A 24,806-nucleotide genomic window follows, 5' to 3' on the forward strand; every position below is an offset into this window, starting at 1 on the left:
AAGAGGTAGACCAGTAATCAACAAGTTCATGTCGAGATCTTGCGGCGAAGCATCGCAGACATTACGGTCCCCCTTGCGCCGCCCCTCGCGCCGTCCCCCCGGCGCCGTCGCTCCTCCACCCACCTGTCCTAGGAGCAAAGGTGTTCAGAACCATCCGAGATCCACGGCGGGCCCTCGTGCTCACCGCCGGATCCACCCTGCTGGCCGCCGCAGCCGTGGTCGTCCCAGGCGGCCAGGCCGCCTGGGCGGCGGCCACCGGCGGCAGTGGCGCCGCCCTGCCGTACGCCGAGGTCCAGGCCGAGAGCTCGGCCACCAACGGCACTGTCATCGGCCCCAGTTACACCCAGGGCCAACTGGCCGACGAGGCCTCGGGCCGCAAGGCGGTGACCCTGGCCGGCAACGGCAGCGGCCAGTACGTCACCTTCACCACGCCGGTGGCCACCAACTCGATCGACTTCCGCTACAGCATCCCCGACACCGCGGGCGGTTCCGTCTACTCCGCTCCGCTCTCGCTCTACATCAACGGGACCCGGCAGAGCGACTTCAGCCTCACCAACGCCTACAGCTGGTACTACGGCAGCTACCCCTTCACCAACTCGCCCGGAAGCAACCCGCACCACTTCTACGACGAGGTGCACCGCCTGCTGCCGACGACCTATCCGAAGGGCACCACCTTCACCCTCCAGGTCGACTCCGGCGACAGCGCCTCCTCCTACACCGTCGACCTGGCCGACTTCGAGCAGGTGGGCGCGGCGCTGACGCAGCCCGCCGGTTCGGTCTCGGTCACCAGCAAGGGCGCGGACGCCACCGGGGCGACGGACTCCACCAGCGCGTTCAACGCGGCCATCGCCGCGGCCGGGTCGGGCGGCACGGTGTGGATCCCGCCGGGCACCTTCGACATCCCCGGCCACATCGCGGTCAACAACGTCACCATCGCCGGCGCGGGCATGTGGTACTCGACCGTCACCGGCACGGCGCCCGGCTTCTACGGCAACTCGGCGCCCAACCCCAGCACCAACGTGCACCTGCAGAACTTCGCGATCTTCGGCAACGTCCAGGAGCGCGACGACAGCGCCCAGGTGAACGGCATCGGCGGCGCGCTCAGCAACTCCACGGTGTCGAACCTGTGGATCGAGCACGACAAGGTCGGGGCCTGGATGGACGGCCCGATGGACGGGCTGACCTTCTCCGGGATGCGGATCCGCGACACCACCGCGGACGGGATCAACTTCCACGGCGGCGTCACCAACTCCAAGGTGACCAACAGCGATCTGCGCAACACCGGTGACGACGGCATCGCCACCTGGGCCGACTCCAGCCTGGGCGCGGACGCCAACGACACCATCTCGAACAACACGGTGCAGTTGCAGATCCTGGCCAACGGCATCGCGATCTACGGCGGGCACGACAATACGGTCACCGGCAACCTGGTCGAGGACAGCGGCATCGCCCAGGGCGGCGGCATCCACGTCGGCCAGCGCTTCACCTCGACGCCGGTCGGCACCACCACGATCTCGAACAACACCCTGATCCGTGACGGCGACCTCGACCCGAACTGGCAGTTCGGCGTCGGCGCGCTCTGGTTCGACGGCAGCCAGGGGGCGATCACCGGACCGATCAACGTGAGCAACGCGCTGATCGAGCAGAGCCCCTTCGAAGCGGTCGAGTGGGTCGAGGGCACCATCAGCGGGGTCAACCTCAACAACGTCACCATCGCGGGCACCGGCACCTACGCGCTGCAGGAGCAGACCGGCGGCGCGGCGAGCTTCACCAACGTCACCGCCACCGGCATCGGCGCCCCCTCGCCGGTCTACAACTGCGAGGGCGGCAACTTCGTCGTCACCGACGGCGGCGGCAACTCCGGCATCAGCGGCACTCCGTACTGCGGTCCCTGGCCGACCCCGGTCTACCCGCCGTACCCGGTCACCGGTGTGACGGCCAGTCCGAGCGCGCTGAGCTTCGGCTCGGTGGCGACGGGCGCGACCAGCGCCGCGCAGACCGTGACCGTCACCAACCCGACCGGCTCGGCCGCGGCCGTCTCCTCGATCGCGGCGACCGGCGACTTCGCCCAGACCAACACCTGCGGCAGCTCCATCGCCGCCAACGGCTCCTGCACCGTCTCGGTGACCTTCTCCCCCACCGCTACCGGCTCGCGCAGCGGCAGCCTGACCGTCAACGCGGGCGGCGTCACCAACACCGTGGCCCTCTCCGGCACGGGCACCGCACCCGGTCCGGTGCTGGCCGCCGCCCCCGGCAGCCTGAACTTCGCGAGCACCGTGGTCGGTTCCTCGGCCGCGCCGCAGACGGTGACGGTGACCAACTCGGGCACCACCGCGGCGACGGTCTCCGGCGTCTCGGTGTCCGGTGACTACAGCCAGACCAACAACTGCTCCTCCGTCGCCGTCGGCGCGTCCTGCGCGGTGACCGTCACCTTCAAGCCGACCACGGGCGGCTCCCGCACCGGCACGCTCACGGTGACCAGCAACGCGAACAACAGCCCGACCACGGTCTCGCTCAGCGGCACCGGCATCGACAGCACCACCGACATTGCCGCCGGCCGCCCGGCCTCGGCGAGCTCCAGCAACGGCTCCTACACCCCCGCCAATCTGACCGACGCCGACCCGTCCACGTACTGGGAGAGCGCCAACGGCTCCTTCCCGCAGTGGGCGCAGGTGGACCTCGGCCAGAGCTACGGCGTCGGCAAGGTCGTCCTCAAGCTCCCGCCGGCCACCGCCTGGGCGGCCCGCACCGAGACGCTTTCGGTCCTCGGCTCCACCGACGGGACCAACTTCTCGACGATCGTCGGCTCGGCCGGCTACAACTTCGACCCCAACGCCAACAACAACACCGTCACCATCCCGTTCGGCGCGACCAGCGTCCGCTACCTGCGGGTCAACGTCACCGGCAACACCGGCTGGTCGGCCGCGCAGCTCTCGGACCTGGAGGTCTTCCCGAGCGCGGGCGGCTCCTCCTCGGCCACGCTGTCGGCCGCGCCGACCTCGCTGAGCTTCGCCGCCCAGACGCTGAACAGCACCAGCTCGGCCCAGGCGGTGACGGTGACCGACACGGGCAGCGCCGCCGCCTCGATCAGCTCGGTCACCACCACGGGCGACTTCGCGCAGACCAACACCTGCGGCAGCTCGCTGGCCGCCGGCGCGTCCTGCACGGTCAACGTCACCTTCACCCCGACCGCGTCCGGCACCCGCACGGGCACGCTCACCGTCAACGGCAACGCCACCAACAGCCCGCTCACCGTCGCCCTGACCGGCACCGGCGCGGGCACGGTGGCCACCAACCTGGCCGCGGGCAAGGCCACCGGAGAGTCCAGCCACACCCAGACCTACGGCTCGTCCAACGTGACCGACGGCAACCAGAGCACCTACTGGGAGAGCAACAACAACGCCTTCCCGCAGTGGGTCCAGGTCGACCTGGGCTCGGCCCAGAGCGCGAGCCGGGTGGTGCTGGAGCTCCCGGCCGGCACCAGCTGGGGCGCCCGCAACCAGACGCTGTCGCTCCTCGGCAGCACCGACGGCACCAACTTCAGCACCGTGGTGGCCTCGGCGACCTACACCTTCGACCCCAACGTCAACAGCAACACCGTCACCCTGACCTTCCCGGCGAGCACCGAGCGGTACTGGCGGATCAACGTCACCGCGAACACCGGATGGCCCGCCGGCCAGCTCTCGGAGTTCCAGGTCTGGAACGTCTGAGTCCGAGGACAGGTCGGCCCCGCTCCCGTGCCTGGGAGCGGGGCCGACCCGTTTTCCGCTGTCCGCGGCGTGCGTCAGGCGGCGACGGTGTCCGTCGCGGCGGCGATCCGGCCGAGGACGGCGGCCAGCTGCTCGGCGACCTCCGCATCGTCGGCCGGGTGGGTCTCGGCGAAGCGGACCACGGAGCCCGGCACGGAGAGCTTGACCTCCTCCAGCACCGTGCCGCCGGCGATACCCGCGGCCTTGCGGGCCTCGTCCTGGGCCCACAGGCCGCCGAACTGGCCGTAGGCGGTGCCGACGACCGCCACCGGCTTGCCGGTGAGCGCGCCGGCGCCGTAGGGGCGCGACAGCCAGTCGATCGCGTTCTTCAGCACGGCCGGCATGGTGCCGTTGTACTCCGGCGAGAAGAGCAGCACGGCGTCGGCGGCGGCGACCGTCTCCCGCAGGGCGGCCGCAGCGGCCGGGGCGCCGTCGGCGACGTCGATGTCCTCGTTGTAGAACGGCACCTCGGCCAGGCCGTCCACGATGATGACGTCGACGCCCTCGGGGGCGAGCTTGACGGCGGCCTCGGCGAGCTGGCGGTTGTGCGACCCGGCGCGGAGACTGCCGACGAGGGCGGCGATGCGAACGGACATGAGATCTCCCGGAGGAAGGAGTGGGCGGAGAGTCTTAGCGGACCAAGGTCCGGTTATTAGAAGTAACACACGAAACGGACCGCGGTCCAGTTCGTCCGCGTCGCGCTACGCTGGGCTCATGACCCCGCCGACCCCAGCGGCAGCCACCCCGCCCCCCGAGCCGATCGCGCTGCTCTCCTCCCCCGTCCCCGAACGGGCCGACGCCGCCCGCAACCGGGCCAAGCTGCTCGCGGCCGCCGCCGAGCTGATCCGCGAGCAGGGCGCCGAACGGATGACCATGGACGCCGTCGCCTGCGCGGCCAAGGTCGGCAAGGGCACAGTCTTCCGCCGGTTCGGCGACCGGGTCGGCCTGCTGCTGGCCGTGCTCGACCAGGCCGAGAGCGACTTCCAGCACGCGTTCATGTTCGGGCCGCCGCCGCTGGGCCCCGGCGCACCGCCGGTCGAGCGGCTGCGCGCCTTCGGCGTGGCCGCGCTGCGGCATCTGCGGCAGCACAGGGACGTCTACGTCGAGGCGGACAAGAGCGCCTCGCACCGCTACAGCGCGCCCGCCCGTCTGGTGCGCGAACGCCACCTCGTGCTGCTGCTCGGCCAGGCGGGCGTCACCGGCGACCGCGAGCTGCTGGCCGGCGCCCTGCTCAGCTCACTCGATCCCGGCCTGGTCGACCATCTGCTGACCGTCCGTGGACGCGGCGCGCAGGAGCTGGAAGCCGGCTGGCTCGACCTGGTCGCCCGCGTCACCGGGACCGCGTAGCGGCCCGGGCCGCCCGGCGGTGCGCCACACCAGCACGCCGAGCGCGGCCAGCCCGGCCGCCGCCAGGGCGAGCGGCAGCTGCGGGCCGAGGGGCGGCAGCCAGGCGCCCTTGAAGGGGTTCACCGGCATCACCGGGATCGGGTCGGCGGGCTGCAGGCCCCGCTGGTACCTGAGCATCGCCGCGTAGAGCGTGAGCAGTTGCAGCGGCAGCAGGACGACGACGTAACAGCGGGCGAGCCTGGCGAGCGAGGAGTCGTCCAGGACGCCGCGCTCGGCGAGCAGATAAGCGCCGAGGATCGGCACTCCCGCCAGGACGGGCAGCGCGTAGCGACCCTGCGACAGGTACCAGCCCTGGCTGATGGGCCCGACGTCGACCGCGAGCGAGAGCGCGGCCGTCCCGGCGATCGGCAGCAACAGCCGGATCCGGTCCCGCCGGCGGGTCAGCGCCACCGCGCCGAACAGCACGACGCCGAAGGCGCAGAACCACACCGGGAAGACCAGGCCGGGCGGGGAGGTGTCCCCGAAGCCGACCAGCCCGACCACGCCGTCGACCAGGTACTCGCCGCGTCCCCAGACGTCGATGTTCAGCGCGTTGGCGACCAGGTTCCACCGCGACTGTCCCGGCTGCAGCGTCAGCGCCTGGCCGGTCGGGTTCTGCCAGGCGTTCCAGCCCGCGCCCGCCACCACCGCGAGCGCCACCAGGGCGGCCCAGCGGCGGACGGCGCCCTCGCGGGCCAGCCGCCGCGCATGACGCCGACTCAGGCCCAGCGCCCCCACCAGCAGGATCAGCGCCAGCCACGCCAGGCCGCCGGCCCTGACGACGGCCAGCACCGCCGCGCCGACCCCGCAGGCCCGCACCAACCAGGGCGAGGTCATCCGACCGTCCACCAGCAGCACGAGCGCGGACCAGAGCAGCACCGCGCCGGCTATCTCCAGGCCCGCCGGATTGATCGCCGCCGACAGGTTCAGCGCCACCGGGGTCAGCGCGACCAGCAGGCCGCTCAGCAGCCGTCGGCCGCGCGCGGCCGACGCGGTGACCGCGAACGCGGCCGCGAACAGGGCGCTGACCATCGCGTCGGACAACGTCCTGGCCAGGTAGATGCCGCGGTTGTCCGGCCACAGCCGCAGCGGCTGGCCGACGATCGCGTAGTAGAGGGGGTTGTACCGACCGGCGCCCGTGGCGATCGTGACCATGCGTCGCCCGTCCGAGCGCAGCCCCGCCGGGGGCGAGCAGGCGGCGGATATCTGGGGGTGCTGCTGGAAGCAGGCCGAGTTCGCGGGCGCGTTCGGTGCGAGGCTCTTCGGCGCGGTGATCAGCGGCGTTCCGTCGCCCTGCACGGGGCCGTGGAACACCAGCGCGCCGCCCGCCGCCGACCAGGCCCGCACGGTGTGCCGCGCCTCGTCGGCGAAGCCGTCGTAGGGCACGGCCAGACACCAGCCGCAGCCCACCGTGAAGAGCGCGACGAACGCCCAGAGGAACGTCCGTCCGGCCGACACCTGACGGGCGGCGCCGGCTATGGACTCCCGCCGCCGGACTCCCGAGGCACCGCCCGGGCCGTCACCGCTGCCAGTCACACCCGCTCCTCCCGGTCGCCCGCGCCCGCCCCCTGGACCCAGCCTGCGGGCAGCGCGCCGTTCCCGCCTCCGCACAACCCTCCGGGCGGACGTCGGAAGAGAGGGTGACTCAGGCGGCGAAGACGCAGCGGGTCACGGCCCGTCAGCGCGAGGAGCGGGCCCCCGGCGCACGGCGTCGAGGGGATCAGGCGCCGGAGGGGGCCCACGGGGCGTCAACGCCCGGCAGAACGAGCCCCCAGCGCACCGCCGGGCGGGCGTGGGAGCCCGAGGTGACTCAGGAAGCGGGCGCGGCGGGTCAGTTCCCGTCGGTGCCCGGCCGACCGGGAGTTGCGGCGCGGAGCCGGGCGGGCCTCCGGTGCGGGAGCACGCCGGAAGGTCGGGTGGCGCAGGCGATCGGCCGGACGGGTGGCAGGGTCCGTCAGCGGCCGGTGCGCACGGGCGTCGGACGGCCGGCCGGTCGTCAGCGGCTGGTGAAGCGGAGCAGGGTGACGGTCGGTCGCCGGTTCGACAGTGGCCCGCGGGCGGCCAGGCGCGGTGCGAGCGTGCCCCAGACCAGGCCGCGGCCGGGCGGCAGGGGGATCGCGTGCACCTCGGCGACGCGCGGGTCCGCCTCGCGCAGTCGAGCGCGCTGGTCCGCGTTCATGCCCCAGGGCATTTCAGGGGCGGGGTAGCCGCTCGGGGTGCGCAGCCGGCCGCGCCGCGTCCCGGCGGCGAACCAGCGCGGGACCGCGTCGAAGACCAGGCCGCCGCCCGGGAAACTGCAGGCGCACAGGGCGATCAGGTCCCGCACCTCCTGCGGCCGCAGGTACATCAGCAGTCCCTGCGCGGTGACCAGCGTGGGACGGGCGGGCGGCACGGCCCCGGTCCAGCGCGGGTCGCGTGCGTCGCAGGCCAGCACCCTGCGCCGGCCCTCGGCCGGGAGCAGCGTCTCGCGTACCCGCAGCGGTTCGGGCAGGTCGACGGTGAGCCACTGGACCCGCCCGTTGTCGACCCGCCAGAACGCGGTCTCCAGCCCCTCCCCGAGGGCCACCACCGTCCCGTAGGGGAACTCGCGGAGGAAGGCGCGCACGACGCCGTCGAACGCGGCGGCCCGCAGCGCGATCGACTGCGCGAGCAGACCGTAGGCCGGGCCGAAGCGCGCCACGAACGGGTAGTCGAGGCGACGGCACAGCTCCATCGCCCACGGGTCCTCCAGCACCGGGTCCGGCCTGGCGGCCTCGCTCGCCCGCTGGAAGAGCGTCCACAGCATCGTCTCCGGCACCCCGCTGAGGTCGGGGACGACCGGGTGGTGCCGCTGAGGCGTCATGCGTCCCATGGTGCCGGGCTGCCGCCCCGCGGGCACCCTGTTCCCCGAACGCGGTACGGACGCCGCCGCCGGGAGCTCACCGCCTACGGGGCCGTTCCCGCGCTCGCGCAGGAGTAGAGCAGGTGGCTGGTCGGGGCCGCGCTCGGCAGGGGCCGGCACAGTCGCTCGATCAGCAGGACGCGCGGGTCCTGGCTGGTGTAGACGTCCGGCCCGGGCACGATGGCCAGAAAGACGGCGCCGGAACGCAGCTCCGCTTCGAGCCGGCCGACGGTCGGGAAGGGGATGTCCCCGGAGAACCCTCCGATCGGCTCGACCGAGGAGACCCCGGAGAGGACGACGGAAGAGGCCGCCGCCGAGGTGAAGACCAGCAGCCGGGTGTGGCGGGCGCTCTCCAGCGCCTGCGTCTGCCGGCCGTGGCTCAGCAGCGCGGCCCAGTAACCCGTCGGAGTCTCCGGCAGCAGGGTGCCCACGTACCGGCCCGGCATCTCCCTGCGCGCCGCCTCCGCCGCATGGCTCGGGCGGGCCAGGGTGCCTTCCGCCGCGAACGGGGTGTCGAAGGGTCCGCCGTCGTGGCGCAGCAGCCACTGGTCGGCGACCAGCGGCCCGGCGAGGGCGCTCAGCGCCAGCACGGCCGCTACGCCCCTGAGCCCGGCGGCCCTGCGCCGGTCGCCACTGCTGCCTGCGGCGTCCGGCTGTGACGGCGGCTCGCCCGTGGCCGAGCGCCGGATCCGCCCCGACCGGAACACCAGCCCGACCCCGAGTCCGGCGAGCACACCCGCGCCCGCCACCAGCGCACCGGGGACGGCCTGTCCGCCCGCGAACAGCAGCAGGGCACTCCACCCCGCGGCCACCACCGCGGCGACGGTGAGCAGGCGCGCCGCGCGACGGCCGCCGATTTCGGCCGCGCGCCAGAGCGCGGAGGCGCCCAGGCCGGTCAGAGCCGCGAGCGCCGGGGCGAGACTGGCCAGATAGTAGTCGTGGACCAGGTGCGAGGCGCTGAACACGCCCCCGAAGGTGAGCAGCCAGACCACCCACAGCCAGGCGGCGGCGCGACGCGGATCCCCGTTCCGTCCCGCGGTGGCCGGCATCCCCCTGACCTTCCTCCACCGGGCCGGACGCCGACGCAGCAGAACGGCCGCGCCGAGCAGGGCGCCGGGCAGCAGCCACGCGGTGTCCGGGGCGAGCCCGCCGACGAACAGCCGCTCCACCGAGGGCTTCGACCGGTTGGCGGTGCCCAGGCCGGCCGCCAGCGCAGGGCTGTCGACCTCCGCCGCCGCGCCGACCGCGGAAGGGCTCGGGGCGCCGAGCGGGCGCAGACCGAACAGGTTGTCCCCGTCGAAGCGGTGCACACCGTTGTAGAGGAAGACCTGCTCCCACACCGAGTCGTGCGTGCTGCCGTCGACGAACGGACGTGACCCGGCCGGGACCAGGGAGATCCCGACGACCCACACCAGCGAGAGCGCGACGGCGGTCACCGCGACGGCGACGGCCTTCAGTGCCGCCCGGCCCCGGCGACCGGCCGAAGCCCCCGCGAGCACGGCCGCGGCCAGGGCGGGCAGCACCAGCCAGGCCTCGGCCATCTTCGCCTGGAAGCCGAGGGCGATCCAGCACGCGGCGGCCACCGCTGCCCGGCGTCGCCCGTGCAGCACGTACCGCATCACCGCGTCGGCCGCGAGGACCAGGCACAGCAGGTAGAGCGGCTCGGACAGGTTGCCGGCGGTCGACGAGACGACCACGGGCGTCACCGAGAAGAGCGCGGCCGCGGTCAGCCCTGCCCTGGTCCCGGCGACCCGCCGCACCGCCCGGTACAGCACACAGACGGTCAGGGCGCCCTCGACCACCTGCGGGAGCACCAACGACCGGACCGAGAAGCCGAAGGCCCGCACCGACAGCGCCTGCACCCAGAGGGAACCTGGCAGCTTGTCCATCGAGATCGTGCCGCGCGGATCGAAGGCGGCGAAGAGGAAGTCGTGCCAACTCCCGGCCATGCTCCGCACGCCGGCGGCGTAGTACGTCTCCAACCCCGCGGAATCGATCGACCAGCCCGAGAGGCAGACGAACACCGCGACGATCAGGCCCAGCGCCAGCCGGGCCGGTGTCACCGGTCGGGGCAGGGTCGGGCGCCGTCGTGGCGACACGGGGGCGGACGGAGTACCGTCCGCCGCGGCGTCGGGTCCGATGTCACCGGATATGGGCCCGGCCGCCACTGTTCGGTTCACGCTGCCGCCACTCACCAGAGGTCGTCGAATCGCACGGTCGACCACACGCCTGGCACGCTGCCGCACCCGTCGTAGGCCCCGTTCGACGACGCATCATGGCGAATCCGCGCCACGTGATCAAGGTGATTCCGGTCCTGCCCGGGGGCTTGTGGGCAATCGCCCGGATTGCCGCCCCCGTCCCACCGCCTCCAGAGCGCGGCGGCGGTGCGGCGCAGCGTCTCCGCCCGGTCGGCCGGGGCTCTCAGGCGACCAGGTCGTAGATGCTCCTGGCCGTCAGCCACAGACCGGCCAGCAGGGACAGCGTGACCAGGAGCTGCTCCTGGTGGCGCTCCAGCCAACTGCGCAGGGCGGTCAGCCGGGCGTCGGCGGCTTCCGGCGCCCAGACCGTGTACATCTCCATCACGATCAGGCTGAGCGTGGCCAGCAGGCAGTAGCCGACCAGGGCGAACCAGGTCGCGGTCGCGGACAGGTCGGCGTCGACGACGGTGGCCGCGCCGGCGCCCACGAGGGCCCACGGCTGCAGCAGCCAGGCGATCCCGGCCGCCGAACCGAGCGAGAGGCCGTCCACCCTGGCGGCCCACTTCGGCGGCCGGGGCGGCCCGCTCGGACGGCGGCGCCGGTGGGCCCCGAAGACCACCAGGACCACGCCGAACGCCAGCTTGGCGGCAAGAGCGGCCGTGGAGGGGGCGCTGTGGGCGGCGGGGGGCTTGCCGCCGGTGAGCAGCACCACGCAGGCGACCACGGCGACCAGATTGGCGAGCCAGGACAGCAGGAACGACGCGCCCTTGCGGACGCCGCGCCGGGAGCAGAGCAAGAGGATGAAGGCGCTGTTGTGCAGCGGGCCGAGCGTGATGGCGGTGCCGATCACGAGCAAGTCGAGGACCATCGGTGCGGACGCTCCCAACCGCTGCGGGTCACACCGTGGCGCCCGGGGACGGAGACCTTCTGCTCACTCCTTCGATTACGCGCCGCCGACGACGAGCCCGCAAGTCGTGTCAGGCGGGGTAGGCCCGGGTCTGCGCGGCCTTGACGGATGCCCAGACCTCGCTGCCCTCGCTCAGTCCGAGTTCCGCGACGGCCGCGGGAGTGAGGTCCGCCGTGAGCCGCAACGGACCGGCGAGGTCCAGCCGCACCTGGTCGCCGTGGAGTTCCATGCCGACGACGGTGACCGGCCAGGCGTTGCGTGCGCTGGTGTCGGGGCGGCTGCGGTGGACGGTGACGGCGGCGGGGGCGAAGGCCGCGAAGACCGGGCCCTCGTTGCTGTCGTCGGTGGCGAGCGGCGTCCCCGCCTCGACGGTCCCGGACTCGCCGTCCAGCCGCACCTGGTGTCCCTCGGCGGTGCCGCGGAACAGGTTCAGGCCGACCAGACGGGCGATGTAGTCGCTGCGCGGGCGGCGGGCGATGTCGGCCGGAGCGCCCTCCTGGACGGCCCGGCCCTGTTCGAGCACCACCAGCCGGTCGGCCAGCACCATGGCGTCCAGCGGGTCGTGGGTGACCAGCACGGCCACGGCGTCGAAGGCCGCCAGGTGTCGGCGCAGCGTGGTGCGCACCTCCAGCCGGGTGCGCGCGTCGAGCGCGGCCATCGGCTCGTCGAGGAGCAGCAGGCGCGGCTCGGGGGCGAGCGCCCGCGCCAGCGCGACGCGCTGGGCCTGGCCGCCGGACAGGGCGCGGGGACGGGCGCCCGCGTGCTCGGCGAGGCCGACCCGGTCGAGCCAGGCGCGTGCCTCCTCGCGCGCCTCGGCCTTGCCGCGGCCGTGCGTGCGCAGTCCGAAGGCGACGTTGTCGAGCGCGGACAGGTGCGGGAAGAGCAGGTAGTCCTGGAAGACGACGCCGACCGGCCGACGCTCGGTGGGCACGGAGAGCCGGGAGGCGGGCTCCTCCAGAGTCTCGCCGTCGAGGCGCAGATGGCCGCCGGTGAGCGGGACGAGCCCGGCGAGCGCGCGCAGGGCCGTGGTCTTGCCGGCCCCGTTCGGCCCCAGCAGGGCGACGACCTCGCCGGGGGCCACGGTCAGGGCCAGATCGAGCGAGAACGTGCCCCTGTCGACGACCAGACGCGCCTCCAGCGCGACAGGCTGCACGGCCGAGGCCTCCGGCCCGGACGTCTGCGGGCGGGGCGTCGCCTCGCTGGGCGCCTCCGGGCCAGGGATCTCCGGGGCGGACACCCCGGGGCCAGACGTCTGCACGCCAGACGTCGGCCCGCCGGGCGACCGCACACCGGGCTGCGCCTGCGCGGGCGAAGACTCCGAGCCGCCCGCCTGCCGGCCGGACGCCTCCGGGCCAGACGTCTGCACGCCAGACGCCTCCGGGGCAGACGCCTCCGGGCGGGGCGTCGGCCCGCCGGGCGGCCGCGCACCGGGCTGCGCCTGCGCAGGCGACGACTCCGAGCCGCTCGCCTGCCGGCCGGACGCCTCCGGGCCACGGACCTGCGGGCCGGACGTCGGCCCGCCGGGCGGCCGCGTGTCGGGCGTCTGCTGGGGCTGGGTCTCCGATGTGCTCATGCCGCTGCTCGTCCTCCCTCGCTCCGTCGGCCCGCGGCTCCCACGTCCAGTCTTCCGCCGCCGCGCCCGCTCGCGCTCATGCCTGTGCTCCGGTCGCCCAGCGGCCGCGCAGGGCGAACAGGACCGCCAGCGAGACCACGAGCAGCACCAGGCTGAGGGCGATCGCCGCGTCCGGGTTGTCCTGCAGGGCCAGGTAGACCGCCAGCGGCATGGTCTGGGTCGTGCCGGGGAAGTTGCCCGCGAAAGTGATCGTCGCACCGAACTCGCCCAGCGCGCGCGCCCAGGCCAGTACCGCGCCCGCTCCGACGCCGGGGGCGATCAAGGGCAGCGTCACCCGCCGGAAGACGGTGAACCTGGACGCCCCCAGGGTCAGCGCGGCCTCCTCGTAGCGGGTGTCCGCGCCGCGGAGCGCGCCCTCGACGCTGAGCACCAGGAAGGGCATCGCCACGAAGGCCTCGGCCACCACCACGCCCGCCGTGGTGAACGGGAGGGTGATGCCGAAGGCCGAGTCCAGCCACTGTCCGACCAGGCCGTTGCGGCCGAAGACGAGCAGCAGCGCCACGCCGCCGACCACGGGCGGCATCACCAGCGGAAGCGTCACCAGGGTGCGCGCCAGCCGCAGCCCGGGGAACTGCGTCCGGGCCAGCAGCCAGGCCAGCGGGACGCCGAGCAGCAGTGACACCGCCGTCGCGGCGGTCGCGGTGATGAGCGACAGACGCAGGGCCGGCCACACGGCGTCCCCGCCGAGCAGCGAGAGCATGTCGCTCCAGGGCGCCCTGACCAGGAGTCCGATCAGGGGCAGCACCAGGAACGCCAGGCCGATCGCGGCCGGAAGCAGCAGGGGGAGCGGGGCCCCGCCGCCCACCCCGCCGCGCAGCCGACGGGCCGCGCGGCGGGGCCTGCTCTCGAGCACCTCGGGCTCGTCGAGCCGGGTGGCGGGCCCGTTCGTCACGGCGCCTGGAAGCCGGCGGCGGCGAGCACCTGCTCGCCCTCGGGCGAGGCGACGTACGCGGCGAAGGCCTGCGCGGCGGCCGCGTTGGTGCTGCCCTTGAGGGCGGTGATCGGGTAGGTGGTGATCGCCTTGGCGGCCTCGGGGAAGTCGACGCCGGTGACCTTGCCGGCCGCGCCCTTCACGTCCGTCTGGTAGACCAGCGCCGCGTCGACCTCGCCGAGCTCGACCTTGGTCAGCGCCGAGGTCACGTCCTGCTCCAGGGTGACCGGGGTGAGCTTGACGTTGGCCGCGGTCAGCGCCTTCTGGGCGGCCGCGCCGCACGGCACGGTCTTGGCGCAGAGGGCGACCTTGACGCCGGATCCGGTCAGCTGGGACAGCGTGGTGAGGTGCTTGGGGTTGCCGGAGGCGACGGCGATCTCCAGCTCGTTCTTGGCGAAGTCGACGGGGGCGGCGGCGTTGTCGCCCTTGTCGACGACCGTCTTCATGGTGGCCGTGCTCGCGGAGGCGAAGACGTCCGCCGGGGCGCCGGAGACGATGGACGCCGCGAGCGTGTCGCTGCCGCCGAAGTTGAAGGTCACGGTGACCCCGGGGTGGGCGGCCTCGAAGGCCTTGCCGAGCTCGGTGAAGGTCTTCTTCAGCGAGGCGGCGGCGAAGACCGTCACCTTGCCGCTCAGCGCGGCGCTGGAGCTCGTCGCCGCGCTCGTGGCGGAGCTGGTCGCCGCGCTGCCCGCGGTCGAGGAGGAGGACGAGCCACAGGCCGCGAGGCCGAGCAGTGCCAGCGCGGCTGTCGCGGCGGCGGCGGCGCGGCGGGCGCGCGGCGCGGAGAGGCGGGACAGGCTGGAACGGGACATCGGAGAACCCCCACGGTTCGGCTGGGGCGGCCAGGCTCCGGCGGGACGCCGGTCAGGTCCGCTCGACTACGACATTGGTCGACTTGATGACAGCCACGGCCGAGACCCCCGGCTCCAGACCCAGCTCCTCCGCGGACTCGCGGCTGATGAGCGAGACCACGCGAAAGGGCCCGGCCTGGATCTCCACCTGGGCGGCGACGTCGCCCAGGAGCACCTGGGTGACGATGCCGCGAAAGCGGTTGCGGGCGGAGGAGGGCAGGCCCTCGGCCGCCGCGGTCTCCGGCTTGGCGAGCTCGCGCGCGAAGGCGGCGAGATCAGGACCGGGCACGATGCGGTGGCCGTGCTCGTCCCTGTCGGCACGCAGGCGGCCCGCGTCGACCCAGCGCCTCATGGTGTCGGCGCTGACTCCGAGCAGGGCGGCTGCCTCGCCGATCCGGTAGCTGTTCACGTGACGATCATCCTGTCGCACTTACTAGCCATTCGTCACTCGTAGCATGGCACAAGCGAGTGCCCCGATGCAGCCAGGCTCGCATGTGCGGGGATCCATGCGGAACCCCGCCTCTCACCTGGCCGATTCTGTCCATTCCACAGCATGGGGCAGAACCCGGGACAGCATGGGGCGGACCCCTGGCCGTGGGCGCGCTCCCATCGCTAGGATCTTGGTCTGTACCAGCGCCCTGGGGGTGGAGTGAGCAGCCAGCCGTCACTGCGGCGGGCCCGGATATCCGTGTCCGCCGTTTTCGTCATCCACGGCGCCGTCACCGGGAGCTTCGCGACCCGGATCCCATGGATCAAGGACCATCTGCACCTGAGTCCCGGGCAGCTCGGACTCGCACTGGTCGCCCCCGCCGTCGGCTCCTTCGCCGCCATGCCGCTCGCCGGACGGCTGCTGCACGCGCGCGGCCACCGGGCCGGCATCCGGCTGCTGATGGTGCTCTGGTCCGCGGCCCTGGCCCTGCCGGCCCTGGCGCCGAACCTTCCGGCGCTCGCCCTGGCACTGCTCTGCTACGGCGCGACCGCGGGCGTGGCGGACGTCGCGATGAACGCGCAGGGCGTGGAGGTGGAGGCGCGGCTCGGCCGGTCGATCATGTCCGGGCTGCACGGCATGTGGAGCCTCGGGGGCCTGATCGGCTCGGCCGTCGGCGTGGCCGCCGCCGCGCTGGCGGTCCCGGCCCCCCTCCATCTCTCCGTGATGGCCGCCGTGTTCGTCGCCGCCTCCCTGCTCGCCTGCCGCAACCTGCTCGACGTGCGCCCCGAACCCGAGGAGGAGGCGCCGCCGCGGTTCACCCTGCCGCCCAGGTCGGCGCTGGCCATCGGCCTGGTCGGTTTCTGCGCCGTCTTCGCCGAGGGCGCCTCGAACGACTGGAGCGGCGTCTACCTGCGCACCGTCGCCGGCGCGAGCCCGGCGGTCGCCGCGGGGAGCTTCACCGCCTTCGCCTGCACGATGGCCGCGGCCAGACTGGTCGGCGACTGGGCCGTGCGCCGCTTCGGCACGGTGCCCACCGTCCGCGGCAGCGGCGCGCTGGCGCTGGCCGGCGGCGCACTGGTGGCCACCGCTCGAGGGCCGGTCGAGGCGATCTCCGGGTTCGCCCTGCTGGGGATCGGCATCGCCGTCGTCGTGCCGCTCTGCTTCGCCGCGGCCGGGCACAGCGGTGACAACCCGAGCCGCGCCATCGCCGGCGTCGCGACGGTCACCTACACCTCCAGCCTGATCGCGCCCGCGACGATCGGCGCGATCGCCCAAGCCAGCTCACTGCGCGTGAGCTTCGGCGTGATCACCGCCCTGACGACGGGTCTGATCCTGGGCGCCCGACTGCTCGCCCCGCGCACCCGCGTCCGGGACGCGGAGGCCCCGGCGCAGCAGCAGACCGCCGCCCAATCGAATACCTGAACGATTTCGAATATGCCGATTTCCGATTCTTCTCACTAATCCGATGGCCGCTTTACGCCCGAACCGCAATCATGGGCGCATGACACCGCCGAACCCACCGGAGCCGAAGGAGCATCAGGCCGCCATTCCCGCCCGGGATCCGCGGTCCGATGCGACGCGCGTCCGGAGCGGGCGGATCGGCGGAGCCACCGGCGAGTAGGGAACCTTCCCGGCCCACGTGCGACAAAACCGGGCCATTGGGGAAGTCAGCTGTTTCAGTGAGTGATTATTCGTACTTCTGTTCGAATGGAACCATCCCAATCGGTATCGCGTCCGAACGAATCGTCAGAATGATTGACACAGACGGCGCGGCGAGGCGTCCGGACGGGTGCCTTGTCGGTGATCAATGCGATACTCGGACAGCGCGATGGGAATGAGCCAGCGCAACATGCGGTACGAGCAACACAGGCAGCATCAGCAAGCAGCACGGGCGTGCCTCACCGCACGCATCACACGGGGTAGCAGGACGGATGGGGAGGTTGGGCATGGGAGCAGCACTGCGTGACGACTACCGCGGGTGGCTGGCGCCGTCGGGGCGGTACCCGGTGGCGGTCCCGGACTACGAGGAGCCGTGGGACTCCCCGGAGCTCGAACCCGCCGCCCCGCCCGCGCCGCACATCACCCAGGTGCGTCCGACGAGCTTCGAGTCGGCCCGTGAGATCGGCGAGCACGTCCGCGTGGGCACGCCCGTCATCATGGACCTCACCCAGATGGCCGACCCCGACGCCAAGCGTCTGATCGACTTCGCCTCCGGGCTGGTGTTCGGCACCCGCGGCACCATGGAGCGGATCGCCCGCCGGGTCTTCCTGCTCGCGCCGCCGGAGATCGAGGTCATGGTCATCGACAACGCCTCGGACGGGTCCGGCTTCTACAACCAGAGCTGAGCACACTCCTCCTGCCGCCGGCATCCGCGCCCCCGTCGCGGATGCCGGCGGTTGTGCGTGCTGTCAGTGCCGCTGCTTAGGCTGCAGGACCGCGAGGTGGGCGGCCACCTCGACGACCGAGAGCGAGTTCCTCGATGTTCGCACTGCACGGGCTGTGGCGCGCCGACCGCCGCCTCGCCCTGTGGGCCGAGGACGCCGCCCGCCCCTCCGACCACGCCCCGGCCGAGGGCCGCCACCCGTTCGCCTGCCCGCCCGAGGCCCTCCGGACGTTGCTCGGCGCGGTGAGCCCCGGCCTGGAATGGCTCGCCGGCCTGGCCGACGAGGACGACACCCGGCTGCTGCTGCCGACGCTCGAAGGCCGGCCGCTGCCCTCCCCCGAGCTCGCGTTCCCCGCCCCTCGCTCCGGCCCCACCGGCGCGCTGCTCACCCCCTGGCGGGTCCCCTCGCTGCTCTTCGACGCCGACGAGGCGGCCCAACTTCTCGGCGCGCTCCACGATCCCGAGCGTCAGGCGGTCCATCCCGACCTGCCCGGCCTCGGCCCGGTCGAGGCCGCCTTCGGCGCCTCGCTGCGCTGGCTGACGGCCCTTCACGATCTCGCCTGGCGCCTGGTCGGACGCGGCCGCGTGCTACCGGTCGTGGAGCCGGACCGGGCTGTGTGGCGTCCCGCCCCGGGGCCCGCCGAGGCCCGTGAGCTCGCCGGGCTGACCGCCGCCTGCCCGCCGGTGGCCCGCGCCGAGGCGGGCGCCCGGCGCGGCGCCGCGGGCCTGGCCGACGAGCTCCTCGCCGTCCTGGTCGACCGCGAGGCCCGCGCCTGCCTCACCGCCCTCCGCGCCCCGGCCCCCACCGGCCCCGCCGAATGCCTCGTCGCCGCCCTCGTCTCCGCCGACGGCCGGCTCACCGGCGCGCCGGCCGACCGGCAGCCGCTCGCCGAGGCACTCGGCCGCCTCCTCGCCGCCGTCGGCGGTACGGCCACGGCGCCGCTCCGCCTGGGCTTCCGCCTGGTCGAGCCCCAGGGCGAGGCCGAGACGGAACCAGAGTCCGAGGACCGCTGGTGGCTCGAACTCGTCATGAACCCCGCCGAGGAACCGTCCCAACTGGTCACCGCCGCCGAGCTCTGGGCCGGCGGCCCCGGGGCCGACGTGCTCGCCGAGAGCATGACCGCGCCGCACGCCGCCTTCGCCCTGGAGCTGACCCGCGCCGCCCGCTGCCATCGCCTCCTGGCCCGCCTCGCCGAGGAGGCCCGTGCCCAGGGCCTCTGGCTGGACCGCGCCGACGCGCTGCTCTTCCTGCGCGAGGCCGCCCCCGTCCTGACCGAGGCCGGATTCCTGGTGCTGCTCCCCTCCTGGTGGCGGGAGCCGCCCGCGCTCGGCATGCTGCTCGCGGCCCACCCCGCCCAGGCCGGGGTCGTGGAGCGGGAGAGCCTGGTGGGCCGCGACGAGATGCTCGCGTTCCAGTGGCAGCTCGCCCTCGGCGGCGAACCGCTCACCGGGGAGGAGCTCGCCCACCTCGCCGCCGCCAAGGGCACCCTGGTCCGCATCCGCGGCCACTGGCTCGTCGCCGACGCGGACCGGCTCGCCGCGGCCGCCGCGTTCCTCGACCGGGAGGGCTCGGGCTCGATGGCCGCTCGTGAGGTGCTCGAACTGGTCCTCGACGCCCGCGAGCCGGCCGGGCTGCCGGTGATCGCCGTGGAGGTCGGCGGCCGACTCCGGGCCCTCGTCGCCGCGCTCACCCCCACCGGCCCGCCACCCGACGCCGCCGACCCGCCCGCCCGGGTCGAGCTGCCTGCGTCCTTCACCACCGAGCTGCGCCCCTACCAGCGCACCGGCGTCGACTGGCTCGCCTCGCTGTCCCGGCTCGGGATCGGCGCGGTCCTCGCGGACGACATGGGCCTGGGCAAGACCGTGCAGACGCTCGCCCTGCTCGCCGCCGAGTACGCCTCCGCCGAACCGCCCGCCGCGCCGACGCTGGTCGTGGTGCCGATGTCCCTGCTGGGCAACTGGGAGCGCGAGTGCGACCGCTTCGCGCCCGGGCTCCGCGTCCACGTGCACCACGGCGCGGGGCGCGGCGGCGCGGCGCGGATCCGGCAGGCGGCGCTCGCCGCCGACCTGGTCCTCACCACCTACGGACTGGCCGCCCGCGACGTCGAGGCGCTGCGCGGGATCGACTGGCACCGGGTGGTGGCCGACGAGGCGCAGAACATCAAGAACGCCGCCACCCTCCAGTCACGCGCCGTCCGCGCGCTGCCCGCCGCACACCGCATCGCGCTCACCGGGACGCCCGTCGAGAACCGGCTGGCCGAGCTCCACTCCATCCTCGACTTCGCCAACCCCGGCCTGTTCGGCACCGCGGAACGCTTCAAGGAGCGCTACTCCGTGGCGATCGAACGCAACGCCAGCGTCCGCGCCACCGCACTGCTGCGGCAGCGGACCGCGCCGTTCGTGCTGCGCCGCCGGAAGACCGATCCGGCGATCGCGGCGGAACTGCCGCGCAAGCAGGAGATGACGGTGCTGTGCAATCTGACGGCGGAACAGGCCGCCCTCTACCGCGCGGTCGTGGCCCAGCTGCTGCAGCGCATCAAGGGCATGGGCTACACCCGCGACCTGGAGCGGCGCGGCCACGTGCTGGCCGCGCTGACCCGGCTCAAGCAGATCTGCAACCATCCCGCCCACTTCACCGGCGAGGGCGCGCGCGGAGCGGCCGTCAGGCTCGCCGGCCGCTCGGGCAAGCTTGCCCGGCTGGAGGAGATCCTGGAGGAGGCGCTGGCCGAGGGCGACAGCACCCTCTGCTTCACCCAGTACGCCCAGTTCGGCGCCCTGTTGCAGCCCTACCTGCAGCGGCGGCTCGGCTGCACGGTCCGCTTCCTGCACGGCGGCGTCCCCGAGCGGTCGCGGCGGCAGCTGGTGGACGCCTTCCAGGACGACGACCACCCCTCGGTCTTCCTGCTCTCGCTGAAGGCCGGCGGCACCGGACTGAACCTCACCGCCGCCAACCAGGTCGTCCACGTCGACCGCTGGTGGAACCCGGCCGTGGAGGAGCAGGCCACCGACCGGGCCCACCGCCTGGGCCAGCAGCGCGACGTCCAGGTGCGCAGGCTCGTCTGCGTGGGCACGATCGAGGAACGCGTGGACGAACTCCTCACCGCCAAGCGCGCGCTGGTGGACGCGGTCATCGGCGCCGGCTCCCCCGGCGCGCTCGACGAGCTCACCGCGCTCGCCCCGGAGGCGCTGCGCGAGGTGCTGACCCTGGCCGAGGAGGCGGTGAGCGAGCTGTGACGATCCCCGGCCCCCCGCGCGCCTGGTCCGAGCGCTTCCTCGCGCGGGTGGAGTCCCTCGGCGTCGGGCTGCTCGCCGACCAGATGCGCGGGGCGGGCGGTTCCGCGCGGGTCAGGGATGTCGTCGTCGCGCCGGGCACGGCCCGTGCCCGGGTCGGCGGGGTGGAGGCCTGGGCGGATCTGGCCGTCTTCGACGCCGGGCAGTGGGAACGGGCCGAGGCGGCCCTGCTACCGGTCCGCGACCGGCTGCTCGCCCACGACCTGCCTCCGGACGTCGACGCGCTGCTCGCACGGGTCGGCCTGCCGCTGCTGCCGGGGCAGGCGCGGGAGCTGACCCTGGACTGCGCCTGCGGCCGGGCCGACGGCGCCTGCCGCCATGTCGCCGCGTTGCTGGGCGCGGTCGCACGCGCCTTCGACCAGGACCCTTTCCTGCTGCTGCGCTGGCGCGGCCGGGACGAGACCCGGCTGCTGGCCCGGCTGCGCCGCGGCCCGGGCCTGGTGGGGCCCGAGCCCCTCTCCGCCCGCGGCTTCTGGACCGAACCCGCCCCCTACCCCACGCCGGGCCGCGACGACCTGCCGCCCGACCCCGCCCTCACCGGGCTCGGCGGCTCCGCCCCCGACCGCGCCCTGGAGCGCGCGCTGCGCCCCCTCTACGACGCCATGACCGCGCCCGACCAGGGCTGAGAGAAAGTCCGCAGGAAATCCCGGGGCGGCTGTCGGAACGGGAAGGAGCTGTTCGTTGCACTGGTGAACGGCCGCCCGCCAGGGGCGTCCCCGGAGCTCAGGAGATGAGCCGAGATGCAGTACCTGCTTTCTGTGATCACCGACAGTGCCGCTCTCGCCGACGACGAGGAGGCGGCCGCGATCGACGTCTTCAACGAGGGAATGCAGCGGGACGGCCACTGGGTCTTCGCCGCGGGCCTCGCCGGTCCCGACAACACCACCGTCGTCGACAACCGGGGCGGGCAGGCGCTGCTGACCGACGGACCCTTCGTCGAGTCGAAGGAGTACCTGATCGGCTTCTGGATCGTCGAGGCCCCCGACCTGGACGTGGCGCTCAAGCTGGCCGCCGGCGGCTCGAAGGCCTGCAACCGCAAGGTCGAGGTCCGACCGATCCTGTGAACGCCATCCAGGTGCAGGACGCGATCGCCCGGACCCACCGCGAGGAGTGGGGCCGGGTGGTCGCCGCGTTGGCGCGGCGCTTCGGGGATCTCGACGTCGCGGAGGAGGCGGCGGCCGAGGCGTTCGCCGCGGCCGTGGAGCGGTGGCCGGACGAGGGTGTGCCGCCGAACCCCGGTGGCTGGCTGACCACGACCGCGCACCGCAGGGCGCTCGACCGGATCCGGCGCGAGAGCAAGCGCGACGCCAAGCAGCGGGAGGCTCAGTTGTCCTACGACGAACCGTCCGAGCCGCCCGAGCCGGTGGGCGTGATCGAGGACGAACGGCTGCGGCTGATCTTCACCTGCTGTCATCCGGCTCTCGCGCCCGAGGCCAGGGTGGCGCTGACGCTGCGCATGCTCGGCGGGCTGACCGTGGCCGAGATCGCCCGGGCGTTCCTGGTGCAGGAGGCCGCGATGGGGCAGCGCATCACCCGGGCCAAGGCGAAGATCAGGACGGCGCGCATTCCCTACCGGGTGCCGTCCGCCGAGGATCTGCCCGATCGGGTCTCCGGTGTGCTCGCCGTCCTTTTCCTGGTCTTCAACGAGGGCTATCTGGCCACCGGCCCCGGCACCGAGCCGGTCCGGCAGGAGCTGACCGCCGAGGCGATCCGGCTCGCCCGGCTGCTGCGCGCACAGCTGCCCGGGGACGGCGAGGTGGCCGGGCTGCTGGCGCTGATGCTGCTGACCGAGGCGCGCCGGACCGCCAGGGTCTCCTCCGGCGGCGAGCTGGTCGCGCTGGGCGAGCAGGACCGCGCCGCCTGGGACGCGGCTCTGATCGCCGAGGGGCACCGGCTGGTGCGCGAGCGGCTGGCCACCGGTGCGGCTCCGGGCCGGTACCAGATCCTGGCGGCGATCAACGCGGTGCACACCTCGGCCCGGCGGGTGGAGGACACCGACTGGTCGCAGGTGGTCGCGCTCTACGACCAGCTCGTGCGGCTGGACCCGTCACCGGTCGTCGCGCTCAACCGGGCCGTCGCGATCGCGGAGCTCGACGGCCCCCAGGTGGCCCTGGCGGCCGTCGACCGGCTCGGTGACCGGCTGTCCGGCTACCACCCGTTCCACGCGACCCGCGCGGATCTGCTGCGCCGGCTGGGCCACGACGCCGAGGCCCGAGCCGCGTACGACCGCGCCGTCGAGCTGGCGGGCAACACGGCCGAGTCGGCCGCCCTGACCCGCCGTCGGAACGAGCTGGGGGCCGGGTAGGGCCGGTCAGGCCCTGGTCAGCATCCGGCGCAGCGCCCAGTAGCGCTGCTGGACCCGCTGCAGCAGGACCAGGGTGCCGATGTGGTCGGTGAGGGTGAGGCGGTACTTCAGGCGCAGCGGGCCGCTGAGCGCCTCCAGCCGGTCCGGGCCCATCTCCTGGAGCAGGCGGCTGACGTGCTGCTGGTAGGCGAGCCGGAAGGGCCGGTCGCCGCGGCTGACCCAGGCGAAGAACATGGGGATCTCTTCGCGCAGCGTGTTGGCGTCGTAGGCGCGCAGGTAGGTCTCGTTCTCGGGCTCGGGGCGGGCCGCCAGCCAGCCGCGGACGAGTTCGATCGAGTGGACCCGGTCGACCAGGCCCTGGGGGTCGGTGCGCTTCTGGGTGATCGACAGCGCCCCGGCCTCGCGGATCCGCCAGTGGTAGACCGGCTCGCTGAAGACGTCGACGCTGGTCGCGGCGAAGTGCAGCGGGATGCTGACTGGCGCGTCCTCGTAGAGCATGCCCTCGGGGTAGAGCAGGCCCGCGCCGTCGAAGAAGCTGCGGCGGTAGACCTTGTTCCAGGCCGTGCGGTCCCGCACCAGGGTCGGCAGCTGGGTGACGTGGGTGGCCTGCAGCTCGGTGCGGAAGGGCTCCAGGTGCACCCGGGAGGGGACCAGCTCGTCGGAGACCAGGCGGAGCACGTTGCCGGCGGCGAAGTCGGAGCCGCTCTTGTCGAGGGAGTTGATCATCCGCTCGTACGCGTCGGCCGGCACGATGTCGTCGCTGTCGACGAAGGTCAGGTACTCGGCGTCGGCGGAGGCGTTGCGCCATCCGGTGTTCCTGGCGGCTCCGAGGCCCTGGTTCTGCTGGCGCACCAGGCGGAAGCGCGGGTCGGTCGAGGCGTAGGCCTCGGCCATCGCCGCCGATCCGTCGGTGGACCCGTCGTCGACCATGACGCACTCGAAGTCGGCGAAGGTCTGGGCGGCGATCGAGTCCAGGCATTCCTGGAGGTAGGACTCGACGTTGTAGATCGGAACGACGACGGAGAGCCTCGGAGCCATCAGCGGTGGGGCCTTTTTGTCAGGGGGGCAGAGGTCTCGGAAGGAGACGCGAACGGGCACGGCAGATGTTGCACCAGCGGGTTGTGCGCACCGCATCCCTCCGATGAAGAGCTGATGAACAGTCTCCGGCGGAGGATTTCCCTCCGCCACCCACACTCCGGATCTGCCCTCCGTCAGCGAAGACCGCCGATCCTCACTTGAGACAATCATGTCTCACTTGATATAGTCTTGCATCATGGCCACCGACCGCGAATCCGTCCTCCTCGCCGCCGTCGCGCTGCTCTCCCGGCAGCCGACCGCGCCGATGGACGAGATCGCGCGCGCCGCCGGCATCAGCCGGGCGACGCTGCACCGCCACTTCCCCGGCCGTGACGCGCTGATCCGCGAGATCGGCGCGCTGGCGCTGGTCCGGATGGACGCGGCGCTGGACACGGCCGCGATCGAGGAGGGCGACCCGGTGGAGGCGGTCCGCAGGCTGGCCGAGGCCCTGATCCCCGACGCCCAGCTCGCCGCCTTCCTGGCGGGCGAGAACCGGCTGTTCGAAGACACCGGGATCACCGACGCCTGGGACCGGATGGACGCCCGGGTCGCCGCGCTCTTCCTGCGCGGCCAGCAGTCCGGCGCGTTCCGCGTGGAACTTCCGGCGTCCTGGCTCAGTGAGGCGTTCTTCGACCTCCTGGCGGGCGTCGGCTGGGCCGTCCAGGACGGCCGCCTGGCGCAGCGCGACAGCACCCGCGCCCTGACCGAGCTCTTCCTCGGCGGCGCGGCCCGCACGGCCTGACCCGGCCTCCCGACCTCGCTGCTTCCTTTCCCTCCCTCGACT

Annotated in this window: 19 protein-coding genes; 9 read left to right on the forward strand and 10 right to left on the reverse strand. The window is 73.6% G+C overall.

The genetic code is table 11. The features are described 5' to 3' along the window. The first annotated feature begins 140 nt into the window (after window positions 1-140). A complete protein-coding gene (locus tag BS83_RS48270; RefSeq protein ID WP_037603507.1) occupies window positions 141-3,710 on the forward strand; it encodes a choice-of-anchor D domain-containing protein in 3,570 nt (1,189 codons plus the stop codon). A 74-nt stretch (window positions 3,711-3,784) separates the two neighbouring features. Here BS83_RS48270 and BS83_RS10280 read toward each other — a convergent pair whose 3' ends face one another. Then, window positions 3,785-4,345: an NADPH-dependent FMN reductase gene (locus BS83_RS10280; protein ID WP_037603508.1), complete on the reverse strand. Its 561-nt coding sequence runs from the start codon at window positions 4,343-4,345 to the stop codon at window positions 3,785-3,787. A gap of 118 nt (window positions 4,346-4,463) precedes the next feature. Here BS83_RS10280 and BS83_RS10285 point away from each other — a divergent pair, with 118 nt between their 5' ends. Beyond that, on the forward strand, window positions 4,464-5,096 hold the full coding sequence (locus tag BS83_RS10285) for a TetR/AcrR family transcriptional regulator (RefSeq protein WP_037603509.1): 633 nt from the start codon (window positions 4,464-4,466) through the stop codon (window positions 5,094-5,096). Here the strand turns inward: BS83_RS10285 and BS83_RS10290 are convergent. The 8 genes from BS83_RS10290 to BS83_RS10325 all read right to left on the reverse strand — a co-directional run bounded on the left by BS83_RS10290 (window position 4,986) and on the right by BS83_RS10325 (window position 14,945). Beyond that, window positions 4,986-6,671, reverse strand: a complete 1,686-nt coding sequence (locus BS83_RS10290) for a DUF2142 domain-containing protein (RefSeq protein WP_198035203.1) — start codon at window positions 6,669-6,671, stop codon at window positions 4,986-4,988. The two genes, BS83_RS10285 and BS83_RS10290, sit on opposite strands and share 111 nt — an antisense overlap. Before the next feature lie 460 nt (window positions 6,672-7,131). Continuing rightward, window positions 7,132-7,977 carry a class I SAM-dependent methyltransferase gene (locus BS83_RS10295; RefSeq protein ID WP_037608605.1) on the reverse strand — a complete coding sequence of 282 codons (846 nt, stop codon included), beginning with the start codon at window positions 7,975-7,977 and terminating at the stop codon, window positions 7,132-7,134. An 83-nt stretch (window positions 7,978-8,060) separates the two neighbouring features. Next, a complete protein-coding gene (locus BS83_RS41640; RefSeq protein ID WP_051942898.1) occupies window positions 8,061-10,079 on the reverse strand; it encodes a glycosyltransferase family 39 protein in 2,019 nt (672 codons plus the stop codon). Between the two features lie 358 nt (window positions 10,080-10,437). After that, window positions 10,438-11,082, reverse strand: a complete 645-nt coding sequence (locus BS83_RS10305; protein WP_037603511.1) for a GAP family protein — start codon at window positions 11,080-11,082, stop codon at window positions 10,438-10,440. 109 nt (window positions 11,083-11,191) lie between these two features. Beyond that, window positions 11,192-12,274, reverse strand: coding sequence for an ABC transporter ATP-binding protein (locus BS83_RS10310; protein ID WP_232248212.1), 1,083 nt, complete (start codon window positions 12,272-12,274; stop codon window positions 11,192-11,194). A 496-nt stretch (window positions 12,275-12,770) separates the two neighbouring features. Further along, the gene (locus BS83_RS10315; RefSeq protein ID WP_037608608.1) at window positions 12,771-13,607 is read right to left on the reverse strand and encodes an ABC transporter permease; all 837 of its coding nucleotides are present in this window, start codon (window positions 13,605-13,607) and stop codon (window positions 12,771-12,773) included. A gap of 35 nt (window positions 13,608-13,642) precedes the next feature. After that, window positions 13,643-14,497 (reverse strand): molybdate ABC transporter substrate-binding protein, encoded by an 855-nt coding sequence (gene modA / locus BS83_RS10320; protein WP_198035204.1) that lies wholly within the window; start codon window positions 14,495-14,497, stop codon window positions 13,643-13,645. 52 nt (window positions 14,498-14,549) lie between these two features. Then, window positions 14,550-14,945, reverse strand: coding sequence for a TOBE domain-containing protein (locus BS83_RS10325; protein WP_037603512.1), 396 nt, complete (start codon window positions 14,943-14,945; stop codon window positions 14,550-14,552). Window positions 14,946-15,161: 216 nt separating this feature from the next. Here BS83_RS10325 and BS83_RS10330 point away from each other — a divergent pair, with 216 nt between their 5' ends. The 6 genes from BS83_RS10330 (at window position 15,162) to BS83_RS10355 (ending at window position 22,945) form a co-directional block, all read left to right on the forward strand. Continuing rightward, window positions 15,162-16,388 carry an MFS transporter gene (locus tag BS83_RS10330; protein ID WP_084713326.1) on the forward strand — a complete coding sequence of 409 codons (1,227 nt, stop codon included), beginning with the start codon at window positions 15,162-15,164 and terminating at the stop codon, window positions 16,386-16,388. Window positions 16,389-16,912: 524 nt separating this feature from the next. Continuing rightward, window positions 16,913-17,311 (forward strand): cell division protein SepF, encoded by a 399-nt coding sequence (locus BS83_RS10335; RefSeq protein ID WP_051942900.1) that lies wholly within the window; start codon window positions 16,913-16,915, stop codon window positions 17,309-17,311. Window positions 17,312-17,445: 134 nt separating this feature from the next. Beyond that, complete coding sequence (locus tag BS83_RS10340; RefSeq protein ID WP_037603513.1) at window positions 17,446-20,583, forward strand: DEAD/DEAH box helicase; 3,138 nt, start codon at window positions 17,446-17,448, stop codon at window positions 20,581-20,583. Further along, a complete protein-coding gene (locus BS83_RS10345; RefSeq protein WP_051942901.1) occupies window positions 20,580-21,266 on the forward strand; it encodes an SWIM zinc finger family protein in 687 nt (228 codons plus the stop codon). Before BS83_RS10340 ends, BS83_RS10345 begins: the two co-directional genes overlap by 4 nt. Window positions 21,267-21,380: 114 nt before the next feature. Then, window positions 21,381-21,704: a YciI family protein gene (locus BS83_RS47345; RefSeq protein WP_037603514.1), complete on the forward strand. Its 324-nt coding sequence runs from the start codon at window positions 21,381-21,383 to the stop codon at window positions 21,702-21,704. Continuing rightward, window positions 21,701-22,945, forward strand: coding sequence for an RNA polymerase sigma factor (locus tag BS83_RS10355; RefSeq protein ID WP_037603515.1), 1,245 nt, complete (start codon window positions 21,701-21,703; stop codon window positions 22,943-22,945). Before BS83_RS47345 ends, BS83_RS10355 begins: the two co-directional genes overlap by 4 nt. Window positions 22,946-22,951: 6 nt before the next feature. On the opposite strand, the gene BS83_RS10360 is transcribed toward BS83_RS10355, so the two are convergent. Further along, complete coding sequence (locus tag BS83_RS10360) at window positions 22,952-23,983, reverse strand: glycosyltransferase family 2 protein (RefSeq protein WP_037603516.1); 1,032 nt, start codon at window positions 23,981-23,983, stop codon at window positions 22,952-22,954. 235 nt (window positions 23,984-24,218) lie between these two features. Here BS83_RS10360 and BS83_RS10365 point away from each other — a divergent pair, with 235 nt between their 5' ends. Continuing rightward, window positions 24,219-24,764: a TetR/AcrR family transcriptional regulator gene (locus BS83_RS10365; protein WP_037603517.1), complete on the forward strand. Its 546-nt coding sequence runs from the start codon at window positions 24,219-24,221 to the stop codon at window positions 24,762-24,764. Window positions 24,765-24,806: the final 42 nt, after the last annotated feature.

This window comes from Streptacidiphilus rugosus AM-16 (assembly GCF_000744655.1).
GTDB classification, from domain to species: Bacteria; Actinomycetota; Actinomycetes; order Streptomycetales; family Streptomycetaceae; genus Streptacidiphilus; species Streptacidiphilus rugosus.

Excerpts from the sequence above, each read along its gene's own strand:
- BS83_RS10280 (WP_037603508.1), bottom strand. The coding sequence starts at position 4,345 with ATGTCCGTTCGCATCGCCGCCCTCGTCGGCAGTCTCCGCGCCGGGTCG.
- BS83_RS10285 (WP_037603509.1), top strand. The coding sequence starts at position 4,464 with ATGACCCCGCCGACCCCAGCGGCAGCCACCCCGCCCCCCGAGCCGATC.
- BS83_RS10295 (WP_037608605.1), bottom strand. The coding sequence starts at position 7,977 with ATGACGCCTCAGCGGCACCACCCGGTCGTCCCCGACCTCAGCGGGGTG.
- BS83_RS10305 (WP_037603511.1), bottom strand. The coding sequence starts at position 11,082 with ATGGTCCTCGACTTGCTCGTGATCGGCACCGCCATCACGCTCGGCCCG.
- modA (WP_198035204.1), bottom strand. The coding sequence starts at position 14,497 with ATGTCCCGTTCCAGCCTGTCCCGCCTCTCCGCGCCGCGCGCCCGCCGC.
- BS83_RS10335 (WP_051942900.1), top strand. The coding sequence starts at position 16,913 with ATGGGAGCAGCACTGCGTGACGACTACCGCGGGTGGCTGGCGCCGTCG.
- BS83_RS10340 (WP_037603513.1), top strand. The coding sequence starts at position 17,446 with ATGTTCGCACTGCACGGGCTGTGGCGCGCCGACCGCCGCCTCGCCCTG.
- BS83_RS47345 (WP_037603514.1), top strand. The coding sequence starts at position 21,381 with ATGCAGTACCTGCTTTCTGTGATCACCGACAGTGCCGCTCTCGCCGAC.
- BS83_RS10360 (WP_037603516.1), bottom strand. The coding sequence starts at position 23,983 with ATGGCTCCGAGGCTCTCCGTCGTCGTTCCGATCTACAACGTCGAGTCC.
- BS83_RS10365 (WP_037603517.1), top strand. The coding sequence starts at position 24,219 with ATGGCCACCGACCGCGAATCCGTCCTCCTCGCCGCCGTCGCGCTGCTC.